The 24,371-nt window shown below is 34.6% G+C and carries 22 protein-coding genes; 16 read left to right on the forward strand and 6 right to left on the reverse strand.

All coding sequences use genetic code 11. From position 1 onward, the window contains the following. Positions 1-25: 25 nt before the first annotated feature. The gene (locus VNJ50_RS09355) at positions 26-1,039 is read right to left on the reverse strand and encodes a hypothetical protein (RefSeq protein ID WP_325581205.1); all 1,014 of its coding nucleotides are present in this window, start codon (positions 1,037-1,039) and stop codon (positions 26-28) included. Between the two features lie 148 nt (positions 1,040-1,187). Between VNJ50_RS09355 and VNJ50_RS09360 the strand changes: the two genes are divergently transcribed. The 11 genes from VNJ50_RS09360 (at position 1,188) to VNJ50_RS09410 (ending at position 15,625) form a co-directional block, all read left to right on the forward strand. Continuing rightward, a complete protein-coding gene (locus VNJ50_RS09360) occupies positions 1,188-1,697 on the forward strand; it encodes a hypothetical protein (protein ID WP_325581207.1) in 510 nt (169 codons plus the stop codon). A 262-nt stretch (positions 1,698-1,959) separates the two neighbouring features. Continuing rightward, entirely contained in the window at positions 1,960-4,164 is a 2,205-nt protein-coding gene (locus tag VNJ50_RS09365) for a RelA/SpoT family protein (protein ID WP_325581209.1), read from the forward strand. A 36-nt stretch (positions 4,165-4,200) separates the two neighbouring features. Beyond that, positions 4,201-4,662 carry a transcriptional repressor gene (locus VNJ50_RS09370; RefSeq protein WP_325581211.1) on the forward strand — a complete coding sequence of 154 codons (462 nt, stop codon included), beginning with the start codon at positions 4,201-4,203 and terminating at the stop codon, positions 4,660-4,662. Position 4,663: 1 nt separating this feature from the next. Beyond that, entirely contained in the window at positions 4,664-5,935 is a 1,272-nt protein-coding gene (locus VNJ50_RS09375; protein WP_325581213.1) for an adenylosuccinate synthase, read from the forward strand. 221 nt (positions 5,936-6,156) lie between these two features. Then, entirely contained in the window at positions 6,157-7,941 is a 1,785-nt protein-coding gene (locus VNJ50_RS09380; protein WP_325581215.1) for an OstA-like protein, read from the forward strand. Position 7,942: 1 nt separating this feature from the next. Continuing rightward, a complete protein-coding gene (locus tag VNJ50_RS09385) occupies positions 7,943-9,124 on the forward strand; it encodes an aspartate aminotransferase family protein (RefSeq protein WP_325581217.1) in 1,182 nt (393 codons plus the stop codon). Between the two features lie 157 nt (positions 9,125-9,281). Next, positions 9,282-10,694, forward strand: a complete 1,413-nt coding sequence (locus tag VNJ50_RS09390) for a tetratricopeptide repeat protein (protein WP_325581219.1) — start codon at positions 9,282-9,284, stop codon at positions 10,692-10,694. Positions 10,695-10,733: 39 nt separating this feature from the next. After that, the gene (locus tag VNJ50_RS09395) at positions 10,734-11,744 is read left to right on the forward strand and encodes a DUF368 domain-containing protein (protein WP_325581221.1); all 1,011 of its coding nucleotides are present in this window, start codon (positions 10,734-10,736) and stop codon (positions 11,742-11,744) included. Then, on the forward strand, positions 11,745-12,764 hold the full coding sequence (locus VNJ50_RS09400; RefSeq protein WP_325581223.1) for a DUF368 domain-containing protein: 1,020 nt from the start codon (positions 11,745-11,747) through the stop codon (positions 12,762-12,764). Continuing rightward, a complete protein-coding gene (gene aroE, locus VNJ50_RS09405) occupies positions 12,757-13,491 on the forward strand; it encodes a shikimate dehydrogenase (RefSeq protein WP_325581224.1) in 735 nt (244 codons plus the stop codon). Before VNJ50_RS09400 ends, aroE begins: the two co-directional genes overlap by 8 nt. Before the next feature lie 91 nt (positions 13,492-13,582). Further along, positions 13,583-15,625 carry a DUF349 domain-containing protein gene (locus VNJ50_RS09410; RefSeq protein WP_325581226.1) on the forward strand — a complete coding sequence of 681 codons (2,043 nt, stop codon included), beginning with the start codon at positions 13,583-13,585 and terminating at the stop codon, positions 15,623-15,625. Between the two features lie 341 nt (positions 15,626-15,966). On the opposite strand, the gene mazG is transcribed toward VNJ50_RS09410, so the two are convergent. The 4 genes from mazG to ruvX all read right to left on the reverse strand — a co-directional run bounded on the left by mazG (position 15,967) and on the right by ruvX (position 18,669). Further along, positions 15,967-16,749 (reverse strand): nucleoside triphosphate pyrophosphohydrolase, encoded by a 783-nt coding sequence (gene mazG, locus VNJ50_RS09415; protein WP_325581228.1) that lies wholly within the window; start codon positions 16,747-16,749, stop codon positions 15,967-15,969. Between the two features lie 235 nt (positions 16,750-16,984). Continuing rightward, positions 16,985-17,521: a DUF5606 domain-containing protein gene (locus VNJ50_RS09420; RefSeq protein WP_325581230.1), complete on the reverse strand. Its 537-nt coding sequence runs from the start codon at positions 17,519-17,521 to the stop codon at positions 16,985-16,987. 66 nt (positions 17,522-17,587) lie between these two features. Continuing rightward, positions 17,588-18,178, reverse strand: a complete 591-nt coding sequence (gene def / locus VNJ50_RS09425) for a peptide deformylase (protein WP_325581232.1) — start codon at positions 18,176-18,178, stop codon at positions 17,588-17,590. 80 nt (positions 18,179-18,258) lie between these two features. Further along, on the reverse strand, positions 18,259-18,669 hold the full coding sequence (gene ruvX / locus VNJ50_RS09430) for a Holliday junction resolvase RuvX (protein WP_325581234.1): 411 nt from the start codon (positions 18,667-18,669) through the stop codon (positions 18,259-18,261). Between the two features lie 252 nt (positions 18,670-18,921). On the opposite strand from ruvX, the gene VNJ50_RS09435 reads away from it, so the two are divergent. Together VNJ50_RS09435 and VNJ50_RS09440 are read left to right on the forward strand one after the other, a co-directional pair. After that, positions 18,922-19,737: a 2,3,4,5-tetrahydropyridine-2,6-dicarboxylate N-succinyltransferase gene (locus VNJ50_RS09435; RefSeq protein ID WP_325581236.1), complete on the forward strand. Its 816-nt coding sequence runs from the start codon at positions 18,922-18,924 to the stop codon at positions 19,735-19,737. 11 nt (positions 19,738-19,748) lie between these two features. After that, positions 19,749-20,816 (forward strand): hypothetical protein, encoded by a 1,068-nt coding sequence (locus VNJ50_RS09440; protein WP_325581238.1) that lies wholly within the window; start codon positions 19,749-19,751, stop codon positions 20,814-20,816. Position 20,817: 1 nt separating this feature from the next. On the opposite strand, the gene VNJ50_RS09445 is transcribed toward VNJ50_RS09440, so the two are convergent. Further along, complete coding sequence (locus tag VNJ50_RS09445) at positions 20,818-21,633, reverse strand: glycosyltransferase family 2 protein (protein ID WP_325581240.1); 816 nt, start codon at positions 21,631-21,633, stop codon at positions 20,818-20,820. Positions 21,634-22,287: 654 nt separating this feature from the next. Between VNJ50_RS09445 and VNJ50_RS09450 the strand changes: the two genes are divergently transcribed. From VNJ50_RS09450 to VNJ50_RS09460, 3 genes are all read left to right on the forward strand, one after another. Further along, positions 22,288-23,052, forward strand: a complete 765-nt coding sequence (locus tag VNJ50_RS09450) for a glycosyltransferase family 2 protein (protein ID WP_325581242.1) — start codon at positions 22,288-22,290, stop codon at positions 23,050-23,052. Positions 23,053-23,211: 159 nt separating this feature from the next. After that, on the forward strand, positions 23,212-23,769 hold the full coding sequence (locus tag VNJ50_RS09455; RefSeq protein WP_325581244.1) for an L-threonylcarbamoyladenylate synthase: 558 nt from the start codon (positions 23,212-23,214) through the stop codon (positions 23,767-23,769). Between the two features lie 39 nt (positions 23,770-23,808). After that, the gene (locus VNJ50_RS09460; RefSeq protein ID WP_325581247.1) at positions 23,809-24,204 is read left to right on the forward strand and encodes a GxxExxY protein; all 396 of its coding nucleotides are present in this window, start codon (positions 23,809-23,811) and stop codon (positions 24,202-24,204) included. Positions 24,205-24,371 lie beyond the last annotated feature (167 nt).

Raw genomic sequence — 24,371 nt, forward strand, 5'->3', positions numbered from 1 at the left:
ATGTGTAGCGTTTGAAATTTGATCGTTAAAACGGTAATGCAATCATCTCTGGATCTACAAAATCTTTGGTATATGGATTTTCCAGAAAACTAAGCGGTGGCTTTTGCGGCATCAAAATATCATCTCTTTCTATGCCATAAACTTGCCAGTAATTAGAAAGTAGTTGCGCAAAAACATCCTCATCCCACATTCCAAAAACTGGCGGTGCGGTATCAGGATCAACTTCTATTGAAATATTCTCGTCATTATTATTGATGATATATTTAGGTTCATAGCGCATGATATAATCTAAGTAATGAAATCTGGCATAAAGCTCCTCAAATTGCACAGGATGCAAAACATGGCCTTTTATTTTGTGTAACAGTTCGGTTTGTTTTTCACCAATCACACCGTTATCCTGCAAACATGCCACAAATCCAAATCCGTTTACGCCAAACGAGAACATTAAATTAATAGTATCGTCTCGGTAACTAAAGATATCAGCCGAATATTTAAGAGGAAACACCACAATGGTCCAAGGTTTTTTTCCAATAAATGCAACCGGTTCTATTATAGATTGCAGCATTAAATGAAAGTGTCCAAAACGCTGCTTAAGCGTAGGAGAAAGGTCAAACTCTTCGCCTTGCCTAAGCAATCTGTTTTTTTCATAAACCATTTCGTGATACAAAAGACCATAAACCATGCGTCCCGTCCACAGAAAAATCAAATGATCATCGAGGGCTGCCATTCCTTCATAACCTTCTTTATAGGCTTGTTGAATTTTCACGTCCAAATCGTCAAATGCTTTTTTTACTTCCGGTGAACACGGTAACCTCAAATCTTCATAATGATAGGATTTTTCCTTATCCATCAACTCTATTTTTTCATGACCAAATTTAAAATGCGCCATCAACCATTCAGGGAAGACGGTCATGGATTCATTGGTAAGAGTTCCTGAAAGGAAACAAAAATGATCATCGAAAATCAAATCCTGAAAAGGATTAAAAAGCATTTGAGGCATAGCAATCAAGAAAATTATAAACGTTTTTAGGTCTTGCAAAGTTAACCATAAAGTATTTCTTAGCTTAAAGAATTAACCTAGAAATTCCTTTAAGAATAAAAGTACCATTTTAAAAACTCAAGAGATAAATGCATTATTTTTTAAAGGATTGGCTAATTTTACATTCAAATCAAACGCCATAAAAGTAATGCTCAATTTCATATTAAATATTCTATCTCTTGGAACAAAACCGCTTTATGACAGGCACATGAAATTTGATAAGCTAATTTCCGAATTCAGGATAAAACTTGCCAATCCTGAATATCAGAAAAAAAGTACTGGATCAGATATTGATCAATTGTACAATGAGTTGAACAGCTTTAACTCCCATTTTGTTTTTTTCAAAAAATACTATCAAAAGTACATTAACAACCTCAACAGACTAAAACCTGATCCAGAGGATAAAAACCCTGACTGGACACTTTTACAAATAGCCGTAGCCAAAAATAAATGGAAGCCTACAACACCTTTTTCCATATTTGTGCATCATTTGAAATACGATTATGTCCTCACTTCAAAACCTTTCATTGCTTATCAAAAAAAACAAAACCGCAAGAAATTGAATAAGCCGGTAAAAGTGGTGAAGGAAACAGAAAAACCAAAATCAGAAAAAGAATGGATACGGGTGCCTATTTCCAGAAATAAATCGAAACCATAAATAAGAACCGGTTTAAAAATTATAGTTTGAATTTTAATAGTTATTTTTAGATAGATTTTAATTTTTGATAATGCAGGTTTAGCGGGCTAAATAAAGTCATCAAAGTCTAAAAGATGCTAATGAGAGCATCAAACGACAGTTAGGAAAAATAAATACTTCCAACATAAATATGTCGTTAAAATTTAAACAGGTTCTAAGTGATTCAAACAATTTCCCCAAAAAAATCATTGCTCAATTCCTTTCTTTGTATTACATTTAGTTTATGACAGAAGTTGATATAGAAAAAGAAAATGCGGCCATTGCAAAAGCCTACAAAGAGCTGCTTAAGGTAAGCTACCAAACCCTTACCGATGCTGATAAAAAACTTATAAGACAAGCTTTTGATGTTGCGGTTGATGCGCATAAGGATCAACGCCGAAAATCAGGTGAAGCTTATATTTTCCACCCCATTGCCGTGGCAAAAATTGTAGCTCAAGAAATTGGGCTGGATGCAACGTGTATTGCTGCCGCGTTGTTGCATGATGTTGTAGAAGACAACCCTGATTACTCACATGAATTCATTGAAGAGAAATTTGGAAAAGCGGTATCACGAATTGTGGACGGGCTGACTAAAATTTCGTCCTTGAGCAAAGAAGCAGACGTTTCAACCCAAGCAGAAAACTTTAGAAAGATGCTACTGACGCTCAACGACGATGTTCGTGTTATTATCATCAAAATTGCCGATCGCCTCCACAATATGCAAACCATGGATTCCATGCGCTTGGACAAACAGGAAAAAATAGCATCGGAAACCTTGTATATCTATGCGCCACTGGCCCACCGCATTGGTCTTTATAATATTAAAAGTGATCTTGAAGATCTGGGTTTAAAATATACCGAACCGGAAGTTTACAACGAAATCCACAATAAAATAAAGGAAAGCAAAGAAGAACAAGATGCCTATATCAAAGCGTTTTCTAAAGTGATTGTGGACTCGTTGGACAAAGAAGGCTTGGATTATACCATTAAAGGACGACCAAAATCCATTTATTCCATTCGAAGAAAAATGCTTAAGCAAGGCGTTTCCTTTGATGAGGTTTATGACAAGTTTGCCGTTAGAATCATTTACAAATCCGATTTTGAAAACGAAAAGTTCTTGGCATGGAAAATCTATTCTATTGTAACCGATCATTTTATTCCCAATCCGATCCGATTGAGAGATTGGATTTCGTCACCTAAGTCTACGGGCTATGAAGCGCTGCACATCACCGTCATGGGACCAAAAGGCCGATGGGTAGAAGTACAAATAAGAAGTGAACGCATGAACGAAATTGCCGAAAAAGGCTATGCGGCACATTACAAATACAAACAAGGCAATGCCGAAGATGCATTGGATACTTGGATTGACAAACTCCAAGAAGCCTTGGAAAGCAATGAAACCAACGCCGTGGATTTTGTGGAGCAGTTTAAACTGAACTTATATTCCAAAGAAATTTACGTGTTTTCACCAAAAGGCGATTTAAAATCACTTCCAAAAGGTGCTACACCGCTTGATTTTGCATTCAGCATACATACGGAAATTGGCATGAAAACCAGAGGTGCCAAAGTGAACGGTAAACTGGTCCCGCTTAGTCATGAATTACAAAGTGGCGACCAAGTGGAAATATTAACTTCAGAAAATGTAAAACCCAACACAAACTGGTTGGATTATGCCACTACGGCAAGAGCCAGAAGCAAAATAAAATCGTCCTTAAAAGACGAAAAGAAACAGATTGCAGTAGAAGGCAAAGAGATTTTAAGGCGTAAACTAAAATCACTTAAAATTTCACTCGATGAAAAATCCATTAATGAAATGGTGGTTTTTTTCAAATTAAAAACAAGTTTGGATCTCTTTTACCGTGTCGGCATTGGCTCAATCGACAACCCGATGCTCAAGGATTATGCCTCTTCCAGAAGTAATGCTTTTATGTCTTTCATTAAGAGCAAGATCAGAAAACCGACGATCATTCCAAATATTGATAAAGATGAAATTACCGCCAAATACGATATGCTGGTATTTGGCAAGGAAGAAGAAAAACTGGATTATAAACTATCAGCGTGCTGCAACCCAATTCCAGGCGATGAAGTTTTTGGTTTTCTGACCATCAATGAAGGCATCAAAATCCATAAAAAAAATTGCCCAAATGCATTGAGCCTACAATCCAATTATGCCTATAGAATTATGCAGGCCAAGTGGATCGACTCATCACAACAGGAATTTGCAGCACAGATTGTTTTATCTGGGATCGATAATATGGGATTGGTCAACAATATCACAAGAATGATCTCCAACAATATGCACGTTAACATGAAAAGCATTAGTTTTCAAAGTGATGATGGCGTATTTTCAGGTAAAATTAACGTTATTGTCAAAAACAGCACCATGCTCAATAAGCTAATGGAGAATCTAAAAAAAATTAATGGAATTGATAAGGTCACACGAGTTTAAAAAGTGTAAATTTGCTCCGAACTTTCGGGATCGATTATGAGTTTAAAAACAGAACATAGAAATCAGGAAATAGTTAAGAATGTCTTTACCACCTTTTTAGAAAGCAAAGGCCATAGAAAAACACCTGAACGCTATGCCATATTACAGGAAATTTATGATAGTGAAGAACATTTTGATATTGAATCACTCTATATCAAAATGAAAAACAAAAACTATCGAGTAAGTCGGGCTACGTTATACAATACCATTGAGCTGTTATTGGAGTGCTCATTAGTACGCAAGCATCAGTTTGGTCAAAACCAGTCACATTATGAAAAATCATATTTTGACAAGCAACATGATCACGTTATCTTAACCGATACTGGTGAAGTCTTCGAGTTTTGTGATCCTAGGATCCAAACCATTAAAAAAACGATTGAAGAAGTCTTTGACATCACCATCTCCAATCATTCATTATATTTTTACGGAACAAAAAACGAACAACCTAAAGAATCTTAAAATGGCAGTAGATTTACTACTAGGATTACAATGGGGGGACGAAGGCAAAGGAAAGATTGTCGATGTACTGACCTCCAAATACAATATTATTGCACGCTTTCAAGGTGGCCCAAACGCTGGGCACACATTGGTCTTTAATGGCAAAAAACACGTGTTGCACACCATTCCTTCTGGAATTTTCCATAAGGACACTATTAATTTAGTGGGCAATGGTGTTGTAATTGACCCGGTTATTTTCAACAAAGAGTTGGACAAACTTGATGAGCAACAAATTGACTACAGAAAATCGTTGTTAATTTCCCGCAAGGCACACATTATTTTACCAACCCATCGTTTACTTGATGCGGCGAGTGAAACTGCTAAAGGAAAAGCTAAAATTGGCTCTACCCTTAAAGGCATTGGTCCAACGTATATGGACAAAACCGGAAGAAACGGTATTCGCGTTGGCGATATTGAAATGGCCGATTGGAAAGAAAAATATCGCGCTTTGGCCGATAAACACGAAACCATGATTGCCTATTACAATGTAGATGTCCAATACAATCTACAAGAACTTGAAGCTGAGTTTTTCAAATCTATTGAAGTTTTAAAAACATTGACCTTTATTGATTCGGAAGACTATTTGCACAAAGCTCAAAAAGAAGGAAAAACCATTTTGGCTGAAGGCGCACAAGGCTCTTTATTAGATATCGATTTTGGAACCTATCCTTTTGTAACCTCTTCAAATACAACTGCGGCAGGAGCTTGTACTGGATTGGGTATTGCGCCAAATAAAATTGGTGAGGTTTACGGAATTTTTAAAGCTTACACCACGCGCGTAGGCTCTGGCCCTTTCCCTACCGAGCTTTTTGATGAAATAGGTGAAACTATGGGGCGCGTAGGTAATGAATTTGGTGCTACCACAGGCCGTTCACGTCGTTGTGGCTGGCTCGATCTGGTTGCCTTACGTTATGCATGCCAGGTAAATGGCGTCACCAAATTAATCATGATGAAAGGTGATGTGCTTTCAGGTTTTAAAACACTAAAAGTTTGTACGGCATACAATTATAAAGGTGAAGAAATCCATCATTTACCATATAACATTGAACCCGAAAACGTTACACCTATCTACACCGAATTTAAAGGCTGGAATGAGGATTTGACAGATATGGTTGATGCTGCCCAGATGCCAAAAGCATTGGTAGATTATATTGAGTTTTTAGAAAAAGAACTCGAAATCCCTATCACTATAGTATCTGTTGGCCCCGACAGAAAGCAAACCATTGTAAGATAATTGACCATAGATGTGAACCTGTTACCGACTTTCAACAGGTTCACATTTATCATTATTAAAAGGTTTAACATTAAATTCAATCCAATACCTTGCTAGCGATAGATAGTTTTAGAATCTATAAAAACGCTTCTCATTTTGTATCGAATTGAACTATCCAAATTTTTGTTAATGCACAATAACACTTAATTTAGAGAGTTACTTCAAAAATCATCTGTCACACATTGAAAGCATTATATATTTTCACGGTACTATTTATAAGTTTCAGTTTTTCTACAGTCGCTCAGACCCAAAAACTGAAGAAAATCCGTGTTGAATATTCTGGTTTTGTTGATTCTGACAGTTTAAAAGGTCCTGGCGTTTCTGTATTCACCAGAGACAATACCCAACAAGTTCATTTTTCACACGACGGCATCAATGTATGGTGCGATCAAGCGGTTTATTACGAAAAGGAAGATTTCATAGAGGCCTATAGCAATGTGGTCATGAAACAGGGCGACACCATCAATATGAATGCAAAATATGCTGAATATAGTGGAAAAACCCAATTGGCATTTGCTAGTGGCGATGTCATACTAACCGAACCAAAATCAGTTTTAACCACCGACACACTTTATTTTGATCGGATTAAACAACAGGCATTTTATCAAAGTAAGGGAAAAGTTGTCAGAGATACATCAGGCACCATTACCAGTCAAATAGGCAGGTATTATATGAACAGTAAAAAATACCAGTTCGTTAAAAATGTTGTTTTGGTCAATCCAGAATACACGATGAACTCGGAACACCTCGATTTTTATACCGAAACGGGCCATGCCTATCTTTTTGGTCCATTTACGATTGTGGGTGAAAACAACACCATTTATGCCGAACGTGGTTTTTACAACACCAACAATGATACTGGATATTTTGTAAAAAACTCAAAAATTAATTATGAAAATCGTGTGTTTGAAGGTGATAGCATGTATTTTGATAGAAAACTTAGTTTCGCATCGGCAACAAACAACATTAAAGTTACAGACACCATTAATAATAGTATTGCAAAAGGTCATTATGCTGAGGTATGGCGCGCTAAAGACTCCGTATTCATAACCAAAAGGGCATTAGCAATAACGGTGCAAGAAAAAGATTCCATTTATATGCACAGTGATACGCTTATGGTCACAGGAAAACCTGAACATCGGATTACCAGAGCGTACTACAATGCCAAAATATTTAAAAGTGACCTCAGCGGAAAAGCCGATTCCATCCACGCCGATCATAAATCTGGGCTAACACAACTTATCAATATTGACCGTTTTCCAAAAATGGATTTCACCATTAAAAGACGGCCTATTCTATGGCATTTGGGCACTCAAATTACTGGCGATTCCATTCATCTTATCTCAAATCCAAAGACGGAACAGATAGATTCCCTGTTAGTTTTTGACAATGCATTCCTGATAAGCAAGGACACGCTTAGCGAAGGTTTTAATCAGATCAAAGGACTTCGTCTTATCGGTCTTTTTAAAGATAATGAACTTTATAATGTGGACATTATAAAAAACGCAGAAGTCATCAATTATTCAAGAGATGAGAACCAGGAGTTAATTGGTATCAACAAATCAAAATCGGGTAAAATCAATCTTCTCATCGAAGATGGCTATAAAATCATCACACTTATTGATCAAGTGGACAGCGATCTCTGGCCGGAATCAAAATACCCGAAAAACGAAAAAAAACTAAGAGGATTTGATTGGCGGGAAGAAGAACGCCCAAAAAGTGTCGAAGATTTATTTTCTGAAGATGCGCCATTGGTTTTACCTATAATTAAAGGATTAGGAGACTATGTCCCACAAGAAGATTTCTTTGATGCGGCATTACTGAAACGTGTGGATGATGCCAGGAACAAAGACGCTAAAAAAGATGAGGAACAAAAAGCATCACGTACCATACCAAAAAATGCTCTCAAAAAAGCAGATCCAGGATTAGAAAATACATTGCAAAAACCACAAAAAAAGGAAAATTAAAATGACGAGTGATTTTTTACAATATCAAGCACAAACAACAACACACCCGCTAGCCATGGAAATTTCACACGCAAACGGCTGTTATATTTATGACACCAATAACAAAGCTTATCTTGATTTTGTTGCAGGTGTTTCTGCTTGTAGTTTGGGACATCGCCATCCAAAAGTAGTTAATGCCATAAAAGAGCAGTTAGATAAGTACTTGCACGTTATGGTTTATGGTGAGTACATCCAAGAACCCGCAGTAGAACTGGCCAAGTTATTGGCACAACATTTACCCGAATCTTTAGAGTGCACCTACCTTGTTAATTCTGGAACCGAAGCTATTGAAGGTGCGCTTAAACTAGCGCGTCGTGCAACTGGTAGAAGTCAAATTATTGCCGCACACCACGCATATCATGGCAATACCATGGGTTCAATGAGCGTGATGGGATACGAAGAACGTAAACAAGCTTTTAGACCGCTCATTCCAGATGTGGATTTTATTACTTTTAATAATAAGGATCATTTAAACCAAATTACCCCTAAAACTGCTGCAGTCATTTTGGAAACCATCCAAGGTGGTGCCGGTTTTATTGAACCTGAAGACAATTATTTGGCCAAAGTAAGAACACGTTGTGATGAAGTAGGCGCATTATTGATACTGGATGAAATTCAACCAGGCATTGGACGCACAGGAAAACTGTTTGGCTTTGAACATTTCAACTGTGTTCCAGATATTTTAGTAACCGGAAAAGGTCTTGGAGGCGGTATGCCAATTGGTGCTTTTACGGCTTCAAAAGCTATGATGAGCACTTTGCAAGATCGTCCCAAATTAGGCCATATCACCACATTTGGTGGCCATCCAGTTATTGCAGCAGCGGCATTGGCCACACTTAGAGAAACTGTTGAAAGCAATCTAATGGAACAAGCGCTTGAAAAAGAGCAGTTGTTTAGAAAATTATTAGTGCATCCTTTAATAACTGAAATCAGAGGACGTGGATTAATGTTGGCAGCGCTAACACCATCAGCAGAAATTACAAATGAGCTGATTTTAAAGGCACAAAATAGAGGTTTAATTCTTTTTTGGCTTCTTTTTGAACCCAAAGCCATGCGGATAACACCACCGTTAACCATAACAAATGGCGAAATTGTTGAAGGCTGCAAGGTGATTCTTTCAATTTTGGATGAAATAAACGCCTAATTATGAAGCTTCAATAATACTGTAAATAATTCACAATCAGAAACATAAACACAGTTATTTAATCCTGTTAATTAATTTGTTGAAAACATTCGTCTTTATAATCCCTTTTGTCCAATGTTAACGTTACATTTATTTCGACGAACAATAAAATGTGCTTATGATGTTCAGTGAACAGGATGACGATCATAATTATTCGCTAACCAAGTTTGAATCTATGTTAAAAACAAACGATGTGTTGTTTTTTGATTCGGATGAGTTTGAGAATATCATACAATTCTACTTTGAGAATGGTCGCATTGCCCGTGCAAAAAAAGCCATAAAATTAGGATTGGAACAGCACCCTTCGTCAATTTCCTTAAAACTTTTTCAAGTTGAAATTTACGTTTTAGAGGACAAATTGCCACAAGCAGAAAAACTCCTTGATGCACTATATGTTTTAGATCCGTTGAACGAGGAAATTTATATTCAAAAAGCAAATATTTTATCCAAGCGGAACGAACACAGTAAAGCCATTGATACACTTAAAATTGCTTTAGATCTGACTGATTCCGATGAAGACGACGCCGATTTATTTGCACTTATTGGCATGGAGTATCTATTTATGGACCAATTTGAAAATGCCAAAAACTATTTCATAAAATGCATTGAATTGGATATAGAGGATTATTCTGCACTCTATAATATTATTTATTGCTTTGAGTTTTTAGACTTGCATGATGAAGCCATTGATTTCCTAAACCATTATTTGGATAAAAATCCGTATTGTGAAGTGGCGTGGCACCAATTGGGGAAACAATATGCCGTTTTACAGGATTATCCCAAAGCTTTGGCCGCATTTGAATTTGCCATTATTTCAGATGATACTTTTATAGGCGCTTATCTGGAAAAAGGTAAAGTTTTGGAAAAAATGAAAAACTATGACGAGGCTATTGAAAACTACAATTATACCTTAACTCTTGATGAACCTACTTCTTTCGCTTTGTTAAGAATTGGCTATTGTTACGAAAAATTAGGCTCCGATGATTTGGCCGAACAATATTATTTTAAAACGGTTCATGAAGATCCATTATTAGATAAAGGCTGGATTTCAATTACCAAATTTTACAATAAAAAGAAAGATTATCAAAAAGCTCTTTACTATATTAACAAAGCCATTAGTATAGATGACGGCAATGTAAAATATTGGAAACTTTATGCCCAAATCAACCATCGTTTGAATTTTATTGAAGAGGCTGAACACGGTTATAAAAAGGCCCTAGATTTAGGTAATTACGATTTGGATACTTGGCTAGAAAGATCAGACGTACTAATCCAATTAGGTGAATATGAAACTTCGGCATTTAATCTCATTCAAGCATCAGAATTTTATCCTGAAACAGCAGAAATTGAATACCGTTTGGCAGGCATATACTTTACTCTATTAGAAACTGAAAAAGGACAATACCATCTTAAAAACGGACTCCTTCTTAACCCCGAATATCACTTCATTATCGAGGAACTTTTCCCAGCAATTGCCAATCATAAATTGGTGGTAAATATTATTTCAAATCGGAAAAAAACCTCTGAGTAAATTTACATATCTTTACGTTTCTCATTCTAAAAACAGAAAATGCAAAGACGACTTTCAGATTACTTATTCATAACACTTAAAGGAATTGCTATGGGTGCAGCCGATGCCGTACCAGGAGTTTCTGGAGGTACCATCGCATTTATATCAGGAATTTATGAAGAATTGATCAATACGATAAGTGGGGTTAATTTAAGTTTGTTTAACACCCTTAGAAAAAATGGATTAGCAGCTTTTTGGACACAACTTAATGGCAATTTTTTAGTGGCACTACTTTCAGGAATCCTGATTAGTTTTGTCTCTTTTATGCGCCTTGCCAAATATTTGATTGAGCAACATCCTGTATTAATTTGGTCGTTCTTTTTCGGTCTCATTGTGGCCAGTATTGTATTTGTTGCCAAACAGATTGAAAGATGGAATTTTGGGATTGTCGTTGCTCTCATTATGGGCACGCTTGCGGCTTATTATATTACCACTTTACCATCATTGGCTAATAACGATAGTTCTTTGTTTTTGTTTTTTGCAGGTGCTATTGCCATTTGCGCCATGATCTTACCCGGCATATCAGGCTCGTTCATTTTAGTCGTCTTAGGAGCTTACAAAACATTAAGTGATGCATTACATGCCTTTGATTTTAAAAGAATATTTATTTTTGCGTTAGGAGCACTCATCGGAATATTAAGCTTTAGCCACGTCTTAAAATGGCTTTTCAAACATTATAAAAATTTAACTTTAGCCATCCTAACAGGATTTATTTTCGGGTCGTTAAATAAAATATGGCCTTGGAAAGAAACGATTACTGTAATCGAAAAAACCTCGGGAGAAGTTTCTCCAATTTCAAAATTTACTGATATTGGAACCGTTGAAGTTTACCAAAGACAAACCAATGATTTTGAAACGATAAAAATGGTTTCAGAAAAAAGCGTGTCACCCTTTTACTATTCCAGTATCAACCATGGGATCGATCCAGAAATCGCATTTGCCATCGGACTTATGGTTGTCGGATTTTTAACCATCTTTATCCTTGAAAAAATAGGATCAAAATATCAATAAATGCAAAGTACCAGAACCTTTAGAGACAAAATTTTTCTAGTTCTAAAAGGCATAGGAATGGGTGCTGCAAATAAAGTTCCCGGCGTATCTGGTGGCGTCGTTGCTTTTGTTGCAGGGTTTTATGAAGAATTCATCTATTCATTACAAAAAGTCAATAAAACCGCATTAAAACTCATATTAAACGGACGGTTTAAAAGTTTTTTCAGATATATCAACGGACGTTTTTTGACCCTGCTGTTTTCTGGAATGATCATCAGCTATTTTAGCGTTTCCAAAATTTTGGATTATTTTCTTATCCACTATGAACTTTATGTTTGGAGCTCATTTTTTGGAATGATTATCGGCTCCATTTATTATATCAATAAGGATTTTAAAGAATGGAACTTCAAAACCATAACCGCACTTATTATTGGTATCGTTTTGGGCCTAAGTGTAAGCTTTTTAGATCCGGCAACCGAAAATGACAATTTAGTTTTTGTTTTTTTCTGTGGAATCATAAGTGTTTCAGGAATGACTTTACCAGGTTTTTCAGGGTCATTTATTCTAATTTTATTAGGAAATTACGTCCTCCTTTTGGTCGATTCCGTAAACGCATTATCAGATACGTTTTATGAAATGGTGAACGGCGATTTTAGCGTATTTAACAATTCCGAACGCATCCGAATGCTCAAAGTATTGGTAGTATTTACCGTGGGATCTGTTGTTGGCTTGGTCAGCTTTTCGCACCTTCTAAGTTACATTCTCAAACATTATAAAAACATTACCATAGCTTCCATTATTGGTTTTATTGTAGGCTCTTTGGGAGTGGTTTGGCCTTGGAAAAAAACAATTTATGGAGTTAAAGACGATGGCCAATTTATCCTCGATTCAGCAGGTCGGCAAGTCATTTCAAATTACGAACGCTATATACCAACCTTAAATACCGAAACCTATATTGCTATCGTATTTATTATTATAGGAATCGCGATTGTTTTGGCACTGGAATGGTATGCACATAAAACCAGAAAAATAAATGGCTAAATTCGGACTTATAGGGAGAAACATCGATTATTCATTTTCAAGAACTCATTTTTCATCCAAATTCAAAAATGAAGATCTACCCTATTCTTATGTAAACTTTGATATTGATGACATCACAAAATTTTCGGAAATATTAAATGACAATAAAGATATTTTAGGACTAAATGTTACCATTCCTTATAAAGAACAAATTATTCCTTATCTGGATCTACTTAATAAAACAGCCTCAAAAATTGGTGCCGTCAACACTATTAAATTCCATTCCTCTGGCAAAATTGAAGGGTATAACACAGACTACTATGGGTTTCAAAAATCCATTGAACCTTATCTGAAATCCCATCATAAAAAAGCATTGATCTTAGGAACAGGAGGTGCATCCAAAGCGATTGCCTATGCACTGAAAAAACTTAAAATAAAATTTGAATACGTTTCTAGATCGCCACAGCCAAAAGCAAAATATCATTATACCGATTTAACCATAGATATTATTAAAAACCATCAGCTTATCATCAACTGCACACCTATTGGCACACATCCAAACACCAATCAGTGCCCAGATATCCCGTATGATGGCATTACAAAAAACCACTTGTTATTTGATCTCATTTATAATCCTGAAAAAACCAAATTCTTGGAGTGCGGTGAATTGATGGGCGCCACAATATGCAATGGTTCTAAAATGTTAGAGTACCAAGCCGAAAAAGCATGGGACATCTGGTTTAAATAAAAACAACCTAAAATCACCTTTCTTTTTGTAGTCTAAACGGTTGTTAGTATATTTACTTCATTACTATAGTAAGAACTTTAATTTTACGACAATGTCAGAGAAAGATAACCTGCATAACGCAGATGGAAACAAAAACATCAACAACGAGGCCATCCATTCAGAACAAACCGAAGCGGAAACACAAGCCACAACTACCGAAGACAGCACTTCACCATCAGTTTCAGTAGAAGGAGATACTGTTGAAATAAGTAATGAAATTACGGAAGATCCACTATCAGAATCACCTAAAATTAAAGCCGATACAAATTCTGGTTTTGAGCCTTCATCAGAAACAAATGATGATGAGTTTGTAAACGAAATCGCAGCAGCAAACGCTGAAGACGCTGAAGATGAAAGCAATGCAGAACGCCATCATCTTGAAGAAAAAGATTATGGTGCCATGTCCATGGAGAAATTAGTTGATGAGCTTTCAGACTTGCTAAAAAACAGAAAGGTACAAACGATAAAATCTCACGTAGAAGAAATTAAGACGGAATTCAACGCGAAATTTTCCGAAATTCTTGATGAAAAGAAAGAAAGTTTTTTAAGCGACGATGGCCATGAAATCGATTTCTACTATTCCAATCCACTAAAAAAACAATTTGACAGCCTTTATAAAGAATACAGAACCAACCTTAATGCTTATTACAAAACCTTAGAAACCAATTTAAAAAACAATCTGGCCAATAGGTTGCGCATTATTGAAGATATTAAAAGTCTTATTAATGTTGAGGAAAACATTAATACCACATATAAACATTTTAAGGATTTACAAGAAGAATGGCGTGCTGCCGGTCCTATCCCTAGAGATAAATACAATAATGCTTGGAACACTTACCACCATCATGTCGAAATTTTCTATGACTTTCTGCACCTCAATCGTGATTTGCGGGATATGGACTTTAAGTACAATCTCGATCAGAAATTAAAAATTATCGACCGTGCCGAAGAATTGGCTAAAGATGATAATTCCAATAGAGCATTTAGAGAATTGCAAGTATTGCACAAAATGTGGAAAGAGGATTTGGGCCCTGTTGACAAAGAACACCGCGAAGCTATTTGGGATCGCTTTAGCAATGCTACAAAAACAATTCATGAAAAACGCCAAGCCTATTTTGCTGATATTGACAAATCACACGAAGCCAATCTTGAGAAAAAAGAGGCCATCATTGCAAAAATCGAACAAGTTGCGAAAGATAACCTAAGTACACATCAAGCTTGGCAAAATAAAATTAAAGTCGTTGAAGGCCTTCGCACTGAATTTTTTAACGCAGGCAAAGTACCTAGCAAAGTAAATGAAGATACTTGGGCCAAATTTAAAGCTGCAGTAAGAATTTTTAATAAAAAGAAAAATTCGTTTTATAAAAACTTAAAAAAAGACCAGTATACCAATTTACAAATGAAATTGGATTTGATTAAAATTGCTGAAGACAATAAAAACAGCGATGATTTTGATGCAGTTACACCGTTGATGAAGAAAATCCAAAATGACTGGAAACAGATTGGACATGTTCCAAGAAAAGATAGCGACAAAATTTGGAAACGTTTTAAAGCCGCGTGCAATCATTATTTTGACAAGATCAATGCCGAACGAAATGCTGCCAACAAAGAACAAACTGATGCTTTTGAAGGCAAATCAAAACTAATTGAAGATCTAAAAGACCTGAAGTTAAGTGGTAATCCAGAACAGGATTTAGAAACTATCAAACAAAAAACGGATGAATGGAATACTTTAGGGCAAGTTCCGCAAAACAAACGTTTTATAGAAGGCAAGTTCAATAAAATTATTGATGGCTTGTTCAACAGCTTAAAGTTGGATAAATCGGAAGTGGAAATGATCAAATTTGAAAATAAATTGGAACATTTATCACAACCGGATGACACCCGACTACTAGACAATGAACACCATTTTATCCGTAAAAAAATTGACGATGTAAAAGCCGAACTTAATCAGCTCGAAAATAATTTACAGTTCTTCTCAAATATTGATGAGAGTAATCCTTTAGTAAAAGATGTGTTGAAAAACATTGAAGCACACAAGCAAAATTTAACAATGTGGGAAGAGAAATTTAAAAAATTAAAAGAATTGTATTAATTGTTAGTATTATCATAAAAAAGTCTAATTTTTAAACCAACAAAAATTAGACTTTTTCATATAATTCTCTATATAAACTTTTTACCAAATGGCTATAAAAATCAAATCCTATCTGTAAAACAGATAGGATTTTGACCCCTAACTAAACTAAATTTTAACCTTAATTAATACCGCTTAAAATATAATTAAGATTACCTACTTATGATTATGAAACTTTAGTAAGCTTCAATCTTGATATATATACGTGTCAAATGTCATACTTGGACTACGAGAATACAAAAATCCTATTCTTTTATTTCTTTACAAATGTTAGTGTCTGAAAATCAGAGATTTTCTAATACCTATTTTTGGAATTGCTTCGCTTCTTCCCAAAAACCATCCATTTGTGCTAAACTCATTTCTGATAATGGTTTATTGATTTCGCGAGACTTAGCCTCCAAGTACTGAAATCGGTTAATGAATTTTTTATTGGTGCGCTCAAGTGCATTTTCGGGATTTACTTTTAAGAAACGTGCGTAATTAATCAACGAAAACAGAACATCGCCAAATTCACTTTCTATTTTATCCGTATCGCCATGAGCAATTTCAACTTTTAATTCGCTCAGCTCCTCCTCTACTTTGTCATAAACTTGTTCAGGATGTTCCCAATCAAATCCTACACCAGCCACTTTATCCTGAATTCTATTAGCTTTTACCATAGCTGGCAAACTTGTTGGTACGCCTTGCAAAACACTGGTTTTTCCTTTTTCGTTTAGTTTAATCTGTTCCCAGTTGCGTTTAACATCATCTTCATTTTCAACTTTCACATCGCCATAAATATGAGGATGGCGCGCCACAAGTTTATCACAAATGCTATGGCACACATCAGCAATATCAAAATCATTGGTCTCACTTCCAATACGCGAGTAAAACACGAGGTGCAACAACACATCACCTAATTCTTTTTTGATTTCTTCCATGTCTTTTTCCAAAATGGCGTCACCAAGTTCATAAACCTCTTCAATGGTTAAATGCCTAAGCGATTCCATGGTCTGTTTTTTATCCCATGGACATTGCTCACGCAATTCGTCCATAATAGTCAATAATCTGTCAAAAGCTTTTAATTGGTAGTCTCTGCGCGTCATAGCAATTCTGTTTTAATCCGATAGAAATCGGGAGTCAAAATTACAAAATTGAAAAGGGTATTTAAGATTAATCCGTAAAATCTAATAAGTAGAATTGAAAAAGATCTTCAAAATTATATTAAAACATTTCTGATTTTTGGAAATAACAAAAAACCCATGATTTCAACTGAAAATCATGGGTTTTGTATTTTAAATAAAGTCTTAATACTCTATACTCGTCCAAACTTAATTTTGATTACACTTTTCTGGCACTAGTATTTTTGGTTGTACCACCTTTTTTGGAAGCCGATGCTTTTGGCGCTACATTTTTAATAGCGGCAGGTTTAGCTGCAGCTTTTGTTTCTTCAACTTTTGGTGCTGCTGATTTATCTTTCTCCTCTTCATCTAATGCCGATAACAAATCGTTGGCTTGAAGGATATTATACCATTGAATTACTTTTTTGATATCACTTGGATAAACACGATCTTCATCGTAATCTGGTAATACGGCAAAGAAAAACTCTTCCAAAGCATCTTTAGAATCTTTATGGCTGACAGTGGTTTGTTGACCATTTTCCTTTTCACGCACTTTTTTGAAAACCTCGCGCAATGGTACTTCTTCAGTAAGGGTGTACATGGCTATTTCGCTCAATACACTAACATTGCTATGGGCATTCACAGTAATGCGTTTTTTGTCAAGCAATGATTCTGCAACAAAACCACTTCTTGTTTGCGTCACTATTTGGTACAATCCGGGTTTTCCTGAAATGGATAAAATCTTATCTAAACTCATACTTTCTATATGCTTTTTATTTTTGAAGTTGACAAATATATACTTTTGGTATCAAATTTTAAAAATTTAACGTTTCTTTTTCATGGCAGGAAAACGCATCTTATAATCCACGCTAATATTGCCTTTTGATATATTGTTCAATCTACTTTTAATCAATCTTTTTTTCAAGGTCGATAACTTATCAGTAAATAAGATACCATCAATATGATCATATTCATGCTGAATAACACGAGCTACGAGGCCATCAAATTCTTCAAGATGCGTTTTAAAATTCTCATCTTGATATTCAATTTTAATCTTTGGCTTTCTGAAGACATCTTCTCTAACTTCCGGAATACTCAGACACCCTTCATTAAAGGCCCATTCATCACCAGATTCTTCAAGGATTGTTGCATTAATAAACGTCCGTTTAAAACCTTTTAATTGTGTTTGCTCGTCTTGGGTCAAATCTTCATCTTCTGAAAAAGGAGTGGTGTCTATCACGAATAACCTAATGGCAAGTCCAATTTGCGGTGCCGCCAAACCAACGCCATAAGCATCGTACATGGTCTCGTACATGTTGCCAATGAGTTCTTTCAAATTGGGGTACTCTGGAGTAATTTTTTCGCCTTCCTTTCTTAAAACGGGATCGCCGTAAGCTATAATAGGTAGAATCATTATGGTTTAATTTTACGACTGCAAAAGTACAATTCTTATTTAGGAATTGATAAACATAAAAGAAAATTGTTAGCAGTTATTTATTGATTATATAAATAACTTTGAAGGATAATGGTGGCGCTAATTTCATCCACCAAAGCTTTATTTTTGCGTTGTTCCTTTTTTAAGCCACTGTCAATCATCGTCTGAAATGCCATTTTTGAAGTAAAGCGCTCATCCACACGCTTTACAGGAATTTCTGGAATTGACGTGGTTAATTTTTTTAAGAATGATTGTATGGCGGCCTCACTTTCAGAAACATCATTGTTCATTTGCTTTGGTTCGCCTATCAAAAACAACTCTACATTTTCCTTTGAAGTATAATCTTTTAAAAAAGGCAATAGTTGCTTGGTATCAACAGTGGTCAATCCGGAAGCAATAATTTGAAGTTCATCAGTTATTGCAATTCCCGTTCGTTTGGTGCCATAATCAATTGCTAAAATTCTTGCCATAACATTTCCCACGAAAGTGGAAATTTATATTTTAAAATTTATGATATCACAAAGTTAAGGGAATTATTGGTTTACTGAAAAGCTTTCGTACAATATAGATATGGTTGAAAGTCAGAATAAATGAAAAAGTATAAAACACTATTTTAACTCATACATACAATTGGCATGCGTAACAAATTCATTGTTCAATTTGTTCACATTCTTTCTAAACACGAATTTTCGGTTTATCTTTGCTGAAATTAAAATCTTACCATGGAACAACTTCAACAAATCATAGAAAATGCTTGGAATAATCGTGAATTACTTTCAGATGGCGATACCATTCATAGCATCAGACGCGTGATCAATTTATTGGATGAAGGCACACTTAGGGTTGCCGAACCAACAGCTCAAGGATGGCAAGTAAACGAATGGGTAAAAAAAGCCGTTGTATTATATTTTCCGATCCAAAAAATGGAAACCCTTGAAGCAGGCATTTTTGAATACCACGATAAGATCCCATTAAAAACTGGTTATGCCCATAAAGGTATCCGCGTGGTTCCTAATGCAGTAGCACGTCATGGTGCTTATATTAGCAAAGGTGCTATTTTAATGCCAAGCTATGTCAATATTGGGGCGTATGTGGATGAAGGAACAATGGTAGACACTTGGGCAACCGTTGGTAGTTGTGCACAAATAGGCAAACACGTACACTTATCTGGTGGGGTTGGAATTGGCGGTGTTTTAGAACCTTTGCAAGCCGCACCGGTTATTATTGAGGACAATGCTTTTATTGGCAGCAGATGCATTGTGGTTGAAGGTGTTAGAGTCGAAAAAGAAGCTGTTTTGGGAGCTAATGTTTGCTTGACGGCCTCAACCAAAATTATAGATGTTACGGGCCCAGAACCTATTGAGATGAAAGGAATTGTACCAGCGCGTTCGGTTGTAATTCCTGGAAGTTATGCCAAAGAATTTCCATCTGGAACCTACCAAGTGCCATGTGCCCTAATTATTGGAAAACGCAAAGAAAGCACCAATAAAAAAACATCCTTGAATGATGCTTTGAGGGAATATGATGTTGCGGTGTAAGAAATAAAAATATGAATGTAGCCCTTATTGAACTCAACAATTATCATCAAGAGTGCCTGTTTAGTCAAATAAAGTTTTTAAAGGCAAACCATTTGCAAGTGACTTTGATTGTCAATCCTAAGTCAAAAAAACACATTACATCATATTTAAATTTAATAGATAAAATTTATTACTACGAGAAAAAAGCTTCTTTTTGTTTCTTAAAGAAGCTTTTTCTTTTATTCCAACTATATCGATTTATAGTCAACAGTAAGTTTGATAAAATTATCTTCAACACTGCAAGCTCATCTAAAACAGTCATTTTTATTACATTAATGCTAAAACTTAGTAATGTTGAATGTATAGGAACTATTCATAACTTAAAAAAAATGAAAAGTAGCTTTTCTCAAAAGTTAATTAACATCAAAATTAAAAAATACTTTGTACTTAATGATTTTCTTTTAAGCTCCTATGATATCAAAAATACTAACATCCAATTAGCTAGCTATTATCCTATTTTTTTTCCTGAATACCAATCTATTTCTATTAATAAGCCAGAAAATGAAATTTGGATTAGCATTCCTGGTGAAGTAAATTTTAAAAGGAGAGATTATAGTATTCTTATTGATAGTTTGATAAAAATGCAAAATAAAGACCACTTAAAATTTATCGTATTGGGAAAAGTTAATGCTGTACCAAATGACTGTAAAGTGTTTTTAAATTTACTTAACAAACATAAACTTAAAAGTTACTTCATTACTTTTGATGCGTTTGTTGAGAACGATTTATTTTTTTCTTACTTAAAAGCTTCTGATTATATTTTAGCAAATCTTCAAATTACAGATGATTCTTATTTAAAATATAAAATTAGTGGTGTTATAAATTTAGCTCTTGGATTTAAAAAGCCACTGATAGTACCATCCAAATTAAACATTATTAATGACCTAAAACACAATACATTGTTTTATGACTCATCAGAAGATTTATTGAAAAAATTAAGTAAATCTATTAAAACAGAAAGAAAATTGACATTCATAGCCAACAATAAAATGACTTTTGAAGTCCAACAAAACAGATATCTTGAATTTATAAATTCTTAACTTACTTCTTTTCAATTCCAGAATCCGTCCACAGTGTTTTAGAATCTCTAGTATGTTTTCTAATGGCTACGTTTTTCGCAATAGACTCTGGTGTTTTATAACCTCGTTTATGGTCTAAATGTACACAAATGGCACTGTAACGTATTTGTTTTGATTTAACACCATAATTAGTTAATCGCTCTCCCAATTCTCTATCTTGTCCGCCATATTGCATGCGTTCATCAAAACCATTCACTGCTACTATATCTTTTTTCCAACCTGAAGCATTATGGCCGTTCCAGCTTGGTTTTGTTGGTGTTAAACTATTTAATAATTTAGAAATAACACCTTTCGCTGTAAGTTTATTATTTTTAAAAGAACTCTTCAAACCATTGTTTTTCAACCATTTTAAATTAAAACAATTACCTGATAGAATATCATTTTTATTTATTTTTTTTGAAATATTCATAGGCAACATAAAATAGCCACCCGACAAAAAATAACCTACTTGTTTATTATTGTAATGCACTTCTAAAAAATCGGCGCGAGGAATACAATCGCCGTCGGTCATTACAATATAATCCGAATTACAAGCAACTATAGCTTTATTTAAAATTCTAGATTTTTGAAAACCATCATCTTCCTGCCACACATGAATAATTTCTAAATCTGTGGTTTTAATAAATTGGTTAATTAAATCCTTGGTTTTTGGGCCAGAACCATCATCGGCAACTACAATTTCAAAATCTTTAAAAGTTTGACATGTATAGCCCCAGAGCACTTTCTCAAACCAAGCTTCAGCATTGTAGGTGCTAATAATTACTGATAATTTAGGCATATATATATCGTCTTGAAATCTAATTTTAAAAGTATAGCAAAGTAAAAAAAGTAGGTGGAATACAAAAATAAATTACCTTAAAGTATTTGGTATATTTCTATTTGCATTAAATACTTTTGGAGGATGATTTATTAAGTACAAACTCAATCTTTACAAGAAGTCTTCCGTCCCTGTAATTATAGATCGATCTATAATTAAACCAAATAAAATTATAATTCTGAAAGCCCTATCAACATATTGCCAACTCTAATGGAGTTGGTTGCTCTAAACGACGTTTATTACCGCTTTGGCAATTCACTATCAGCAAACCATGAAAGCATTTAGGCTTTGGTTATGAAACAGTTATTTCAAAATACAATAGACATCATTTTTCAGAATTTGGAAGTATTGAGGAGTTTGATTTCAATACACAAACAAGCAAAACATTAAAACCAGTTCATTAACTAAATCACGTACAGAATTATTTGCCCTCGCATGGCAATTGACCATTAAAGGAGATGACATTAAAAAAAACACAATAATAACCTATACGATTCGTCTTTTAAATTTGAAAATTCAGTTTATATAGTAAAAATACGGTTTTTACTTAATACCTTTGCTCACTCAAATTTGTTCCCAAAAAACAATTCTTCAATAACCTATCTGATCTGTCTTTTGAAACTGAAAAATCCAGCTAAAATATCAGCCTTAATCATAACCTTCAACGAGGTTGATCATATCAAAGAGGTCATTAACAACATCAGTTTTGCTGATGAAATTATCGTAGTTGATTCGTTCAGTACCGATGGAACACTTGAGGAATTGGCACAGTTTACCAATGTAAAAATTATTAAAAGAGCGTTTAAAAACTTTACCGATCAAAGAAATTTTGCGCTTCAACATGCTACAAACGATTGGGTTTTGTTTATAGATGCCGACGAACGATTGACCGATAAATTAAAAAATGAAATTATTGCAACCATAAATAGTCCAACTGACATTGCTGCTTTTATGGTAAGACGTCTCTATTTTTTCAATAAAAAACGAATTTATTTCAGTGGCTTTCAAACCGACACGACATATCGCTTATTTAAAAAAAATAAAGTCACTTATATTGAAGACAAATTAGTTCATGAAATGCCGAAAATAGAAGGCAAAAGTGCTATTTTAAAAAGCAATATGCTACATTACTGTATTGACAATGCAGAGCATTTCAAATCTAAAATGGAGCATTATGCACAACTTAAAGCCTTGGAACTTCATCAAAAAGGAAAAAAATCAACGGCTTTTCATCGGATATTTAGACCAACTTATAAATTTGTGCTCAACTATTTTTTTAGGTTAGGTTTTATAGATGGTAAAGAAGGATTTCAAATTTGCTATTTAAATGCCTATGGTGTTTATTACAGATATAAAGAGCTTCAAAAACTGAACAGCTGATTTTGTTGTGATTTCTTAACTAAAAAACCTTATTATTTCCGGTTACATCTATCAATAATTGTACTTTTGATAACAAATAATGAAACGTCGCTCTAATCAAATTTTAAACGTTTAAAATTATCATTTTTTAGTTTTTCAACATAATTTCAATCAAAATACATGCACAAAGAAATTAACCAGGCACTACAGGTCTTAAAAGATGGTGGACTTATCCTTTATCCAACAGATACGGTTTGGGGCATAGGTTGTGATGCGACGGACCCTAAAGCAGTTGAAAAAGTTTTCCAACTCAAACAGCGCGCAGATAATAAAGCCTTGATTTGTTTAGTGGCCGATGATCGGATGTTGAGCAGATATGTAAAAGAAATCCCACAAGTGGCTTTTGATATTTTTGATGTTTCCGAGGATCCTATTACCATTATTTATGACGATGCCAGAAATTTGGCCGAAAACCTAATTGCCGAAGATGGTTCTATTGGCATACGTATTCCGAATGATGATTTTTGCTTTCAACTGACCAGACGTTTCGGAAAACCAATAGTTTCAACCTCAGCAAATATAAGCGGGCAACCTACGCCACTTTCCTTCCAAGAAATACCACAACAGATTTTAAAAGCTGTGGACTATGTTGTAAATTTGCATCGCGAAAAAATTTGTACAAAACCATCCTCAATCATTAAGTTGAGCAGTAATGGAAAAGTTAAAGTCATTAGATAATAAGATCACCGCAAATTCGCAAATTACTATTATGTCAAAATGGAAGAGGATTATATTTTTAAAAAAGAAAACTATCAAATAGTTGGCATTCTTTATGAAGTTCATAAAAATCTTGGAAAAGGATTTTCAGAAATTGTTTATAAAGATGCTTTAGAATATGAATTCAGCAACCATAATATTCCTTTCGAACGCGAAAAGGAATTTAAAGTAAAGTATAAAGACATTTTTCTAAAACACAAATTTTATGCAGATTTTGTTGTGTATAATAATATTATATTAGAAATAAAAACAGTTGAATGCTTTAATCCCAGCCACTATAATCAATGTATTAACTATCTTAAAATATCAGGTTATGAGCTAGCAATCCTAGCCAATTTCCACTCAAACTCTCTGGAATATAAAAGGATTATAGATACTAAAAAAAATAATTTGTGAATTTGTGGTGAATAATATGTACAACAAAAAAGCTTTAGATCACCCCGTTTTTAAGATCATCTCTCAATCAGCTGAAGAAATTGGAGTTGATGCTTATGTCATTGGCGGTTTTGTAAGAGATTACATCCTTAATCGTGGGCAACATAAAGATATTGACATCGTGGCCA

Origin of the sequence: Gelidibacter sp. (assembly GCF_035577925.1) — a bacterium.
In the GTDB taxonomy this organism is placed as follows: domain Bacteria; phylum Bacteroidota; class Bacteroidia; order Flavobacteriales; family Flavobacteriaceae; genus Gelidibacter.

What these genes read in the sequence shown, in the direction of transcription:
- VNJ50_RS09375 (WP_325581213.1), top strand. Translation starts at nt 4,664, where the DNA reads ATGGCAGTAGATTTACTACTAGGATTACAATGGGGGGACGAAGGCAAA.
- VNJ50_RS09360 (WP_325581207.1), top strand. Translation starts at nt 1,188, where the DNA reads ATGCTCAATTTCATATTAAATATTCTATCTCTTGGAACAAAACCGCTT.
- VNJ50_RS09440 (WP_325581238.1), top strand. Translation starts at nt 19,749, where the DNA reads ATGAATGTAGCCCTTATTGAACTCAACAATTATCATCAAGAGTGCCTG.
- VNJ50_RS09420 (WP_325581230.1), bottom strand. Translation starts at nt 17,521, where the DNA reads ATGAGTTTAGATAAGATTTTATCCATTTCAGGAAAACCCGGATTGTAC.
- VNJ50_RS09370 (WP_325581211.1), top strand. Translation starts at nt 4,201, where the DNA reads ATGAGTTTAAAAACAGAACATAGAAATCAGGAAATAGTTAAGAATGTC.
- ruvX (WP_325581234.1), bottom strand. Translation starts at nt 18,669, where the DNA reads ATGGCAAGAATTTTAGCAATTGATTATGGCACCAAACGAACGGGAATT.
- def (WP_325581232.1), bottom strand. Translation starts at nt 18,178, where the DNA reads ATGATTCTACCTATTATAGCTTACGGCGATCCCGTTTTAAGAAAGGAA.
- VNJ50_RS09410 (WP_325581226.1), top strand. Translation starts at nt 13,583, where the DNA reads ATGTCAGAGAAAGATAACCTGCATAACGCAGATGGAAACAAAAACATC.
- mazG (WP_325581228.1), bottom strand. Translation starts at nt 16,749, where the DNA reads ATGACGCGCAGAGACTACCAATTAAAAGCTTTTGACAGATTATTGACT.
- VNJ50_RS09385 (WP_325581217.1), top strand. Translation starts at nt 7,943, where the DNA reads ATGACGAGTGATTTTTTACAATATCAAGCACAAACAACAACACACCCG.
- VNJ50_RS09445 (WP_325581240.1), bottom strand. Translation starts at nt 21,633, where the DNA reads ATGCCTAAATTATCAGTAATTATTAGCACCTACAATGCTGAAGCTTGG.
- VNJ50_RS09365 (WP_325581209.1), top strand. Translation starts at nt 1,960, where the DNA reads ATGACAGAAGTTGATATAGAAAAAGAAAATGCGGCCATTGCAAAAGCC.
- VNJ50_RS09455 (WP_325581244.1), top strand. Translation starts at nt 23,212, where the DNA reads ATGCACAAAGAAATTAACCAGGCACTACAGGTCTTAAAAGATGGTGGA.
- VNJ50_RS09395 (WP_325581221.1), top strand. Translation starts at nt 10,734, where the DNA reads ATGCAAAGACGACTTTCAGATTACTTATTCATAACACTTAAAGGAATT.
- VNJ50_RS09390 (WP_325581219.1), top strand. Translation starts at nt 9,282, where the DNA reads ATGATGTTCAGTGAACAGGATGACGATCATAATTATTCGCTAACCAAG.
- VNJ50_RS09435 (WP_325581236.1), top strand. Translation starts at nt 18,922, where the DNA reads ATGGAACAACTTCAACAAATCATAGAAAATGCTTGGAATAATCGTGAA.
- VNJ50_RS09400 (WP_325581223.1), top strand. Translation starts at nt 11,745, where the DNA reads ATGCAAAGTACCAGAACCTTTAGAGACAAAATTTTTCTAGTTCTAAAA.
- aroE (WP_325581224.1), top strand. Translation starts at nt 12,757, where the DNA reads ATGGCTAAATTCGGACTTATAGGGAGAAACATCGATTATTCATTTTCA.
- VNJ50_RS09460 (WP_325581247.1), top strand. Translation starts at nt 23,809, where the DNA reads ATGGAAGAGGATTATATTTTTAAAAAAGAAAACTATCAAATAGTTGGC.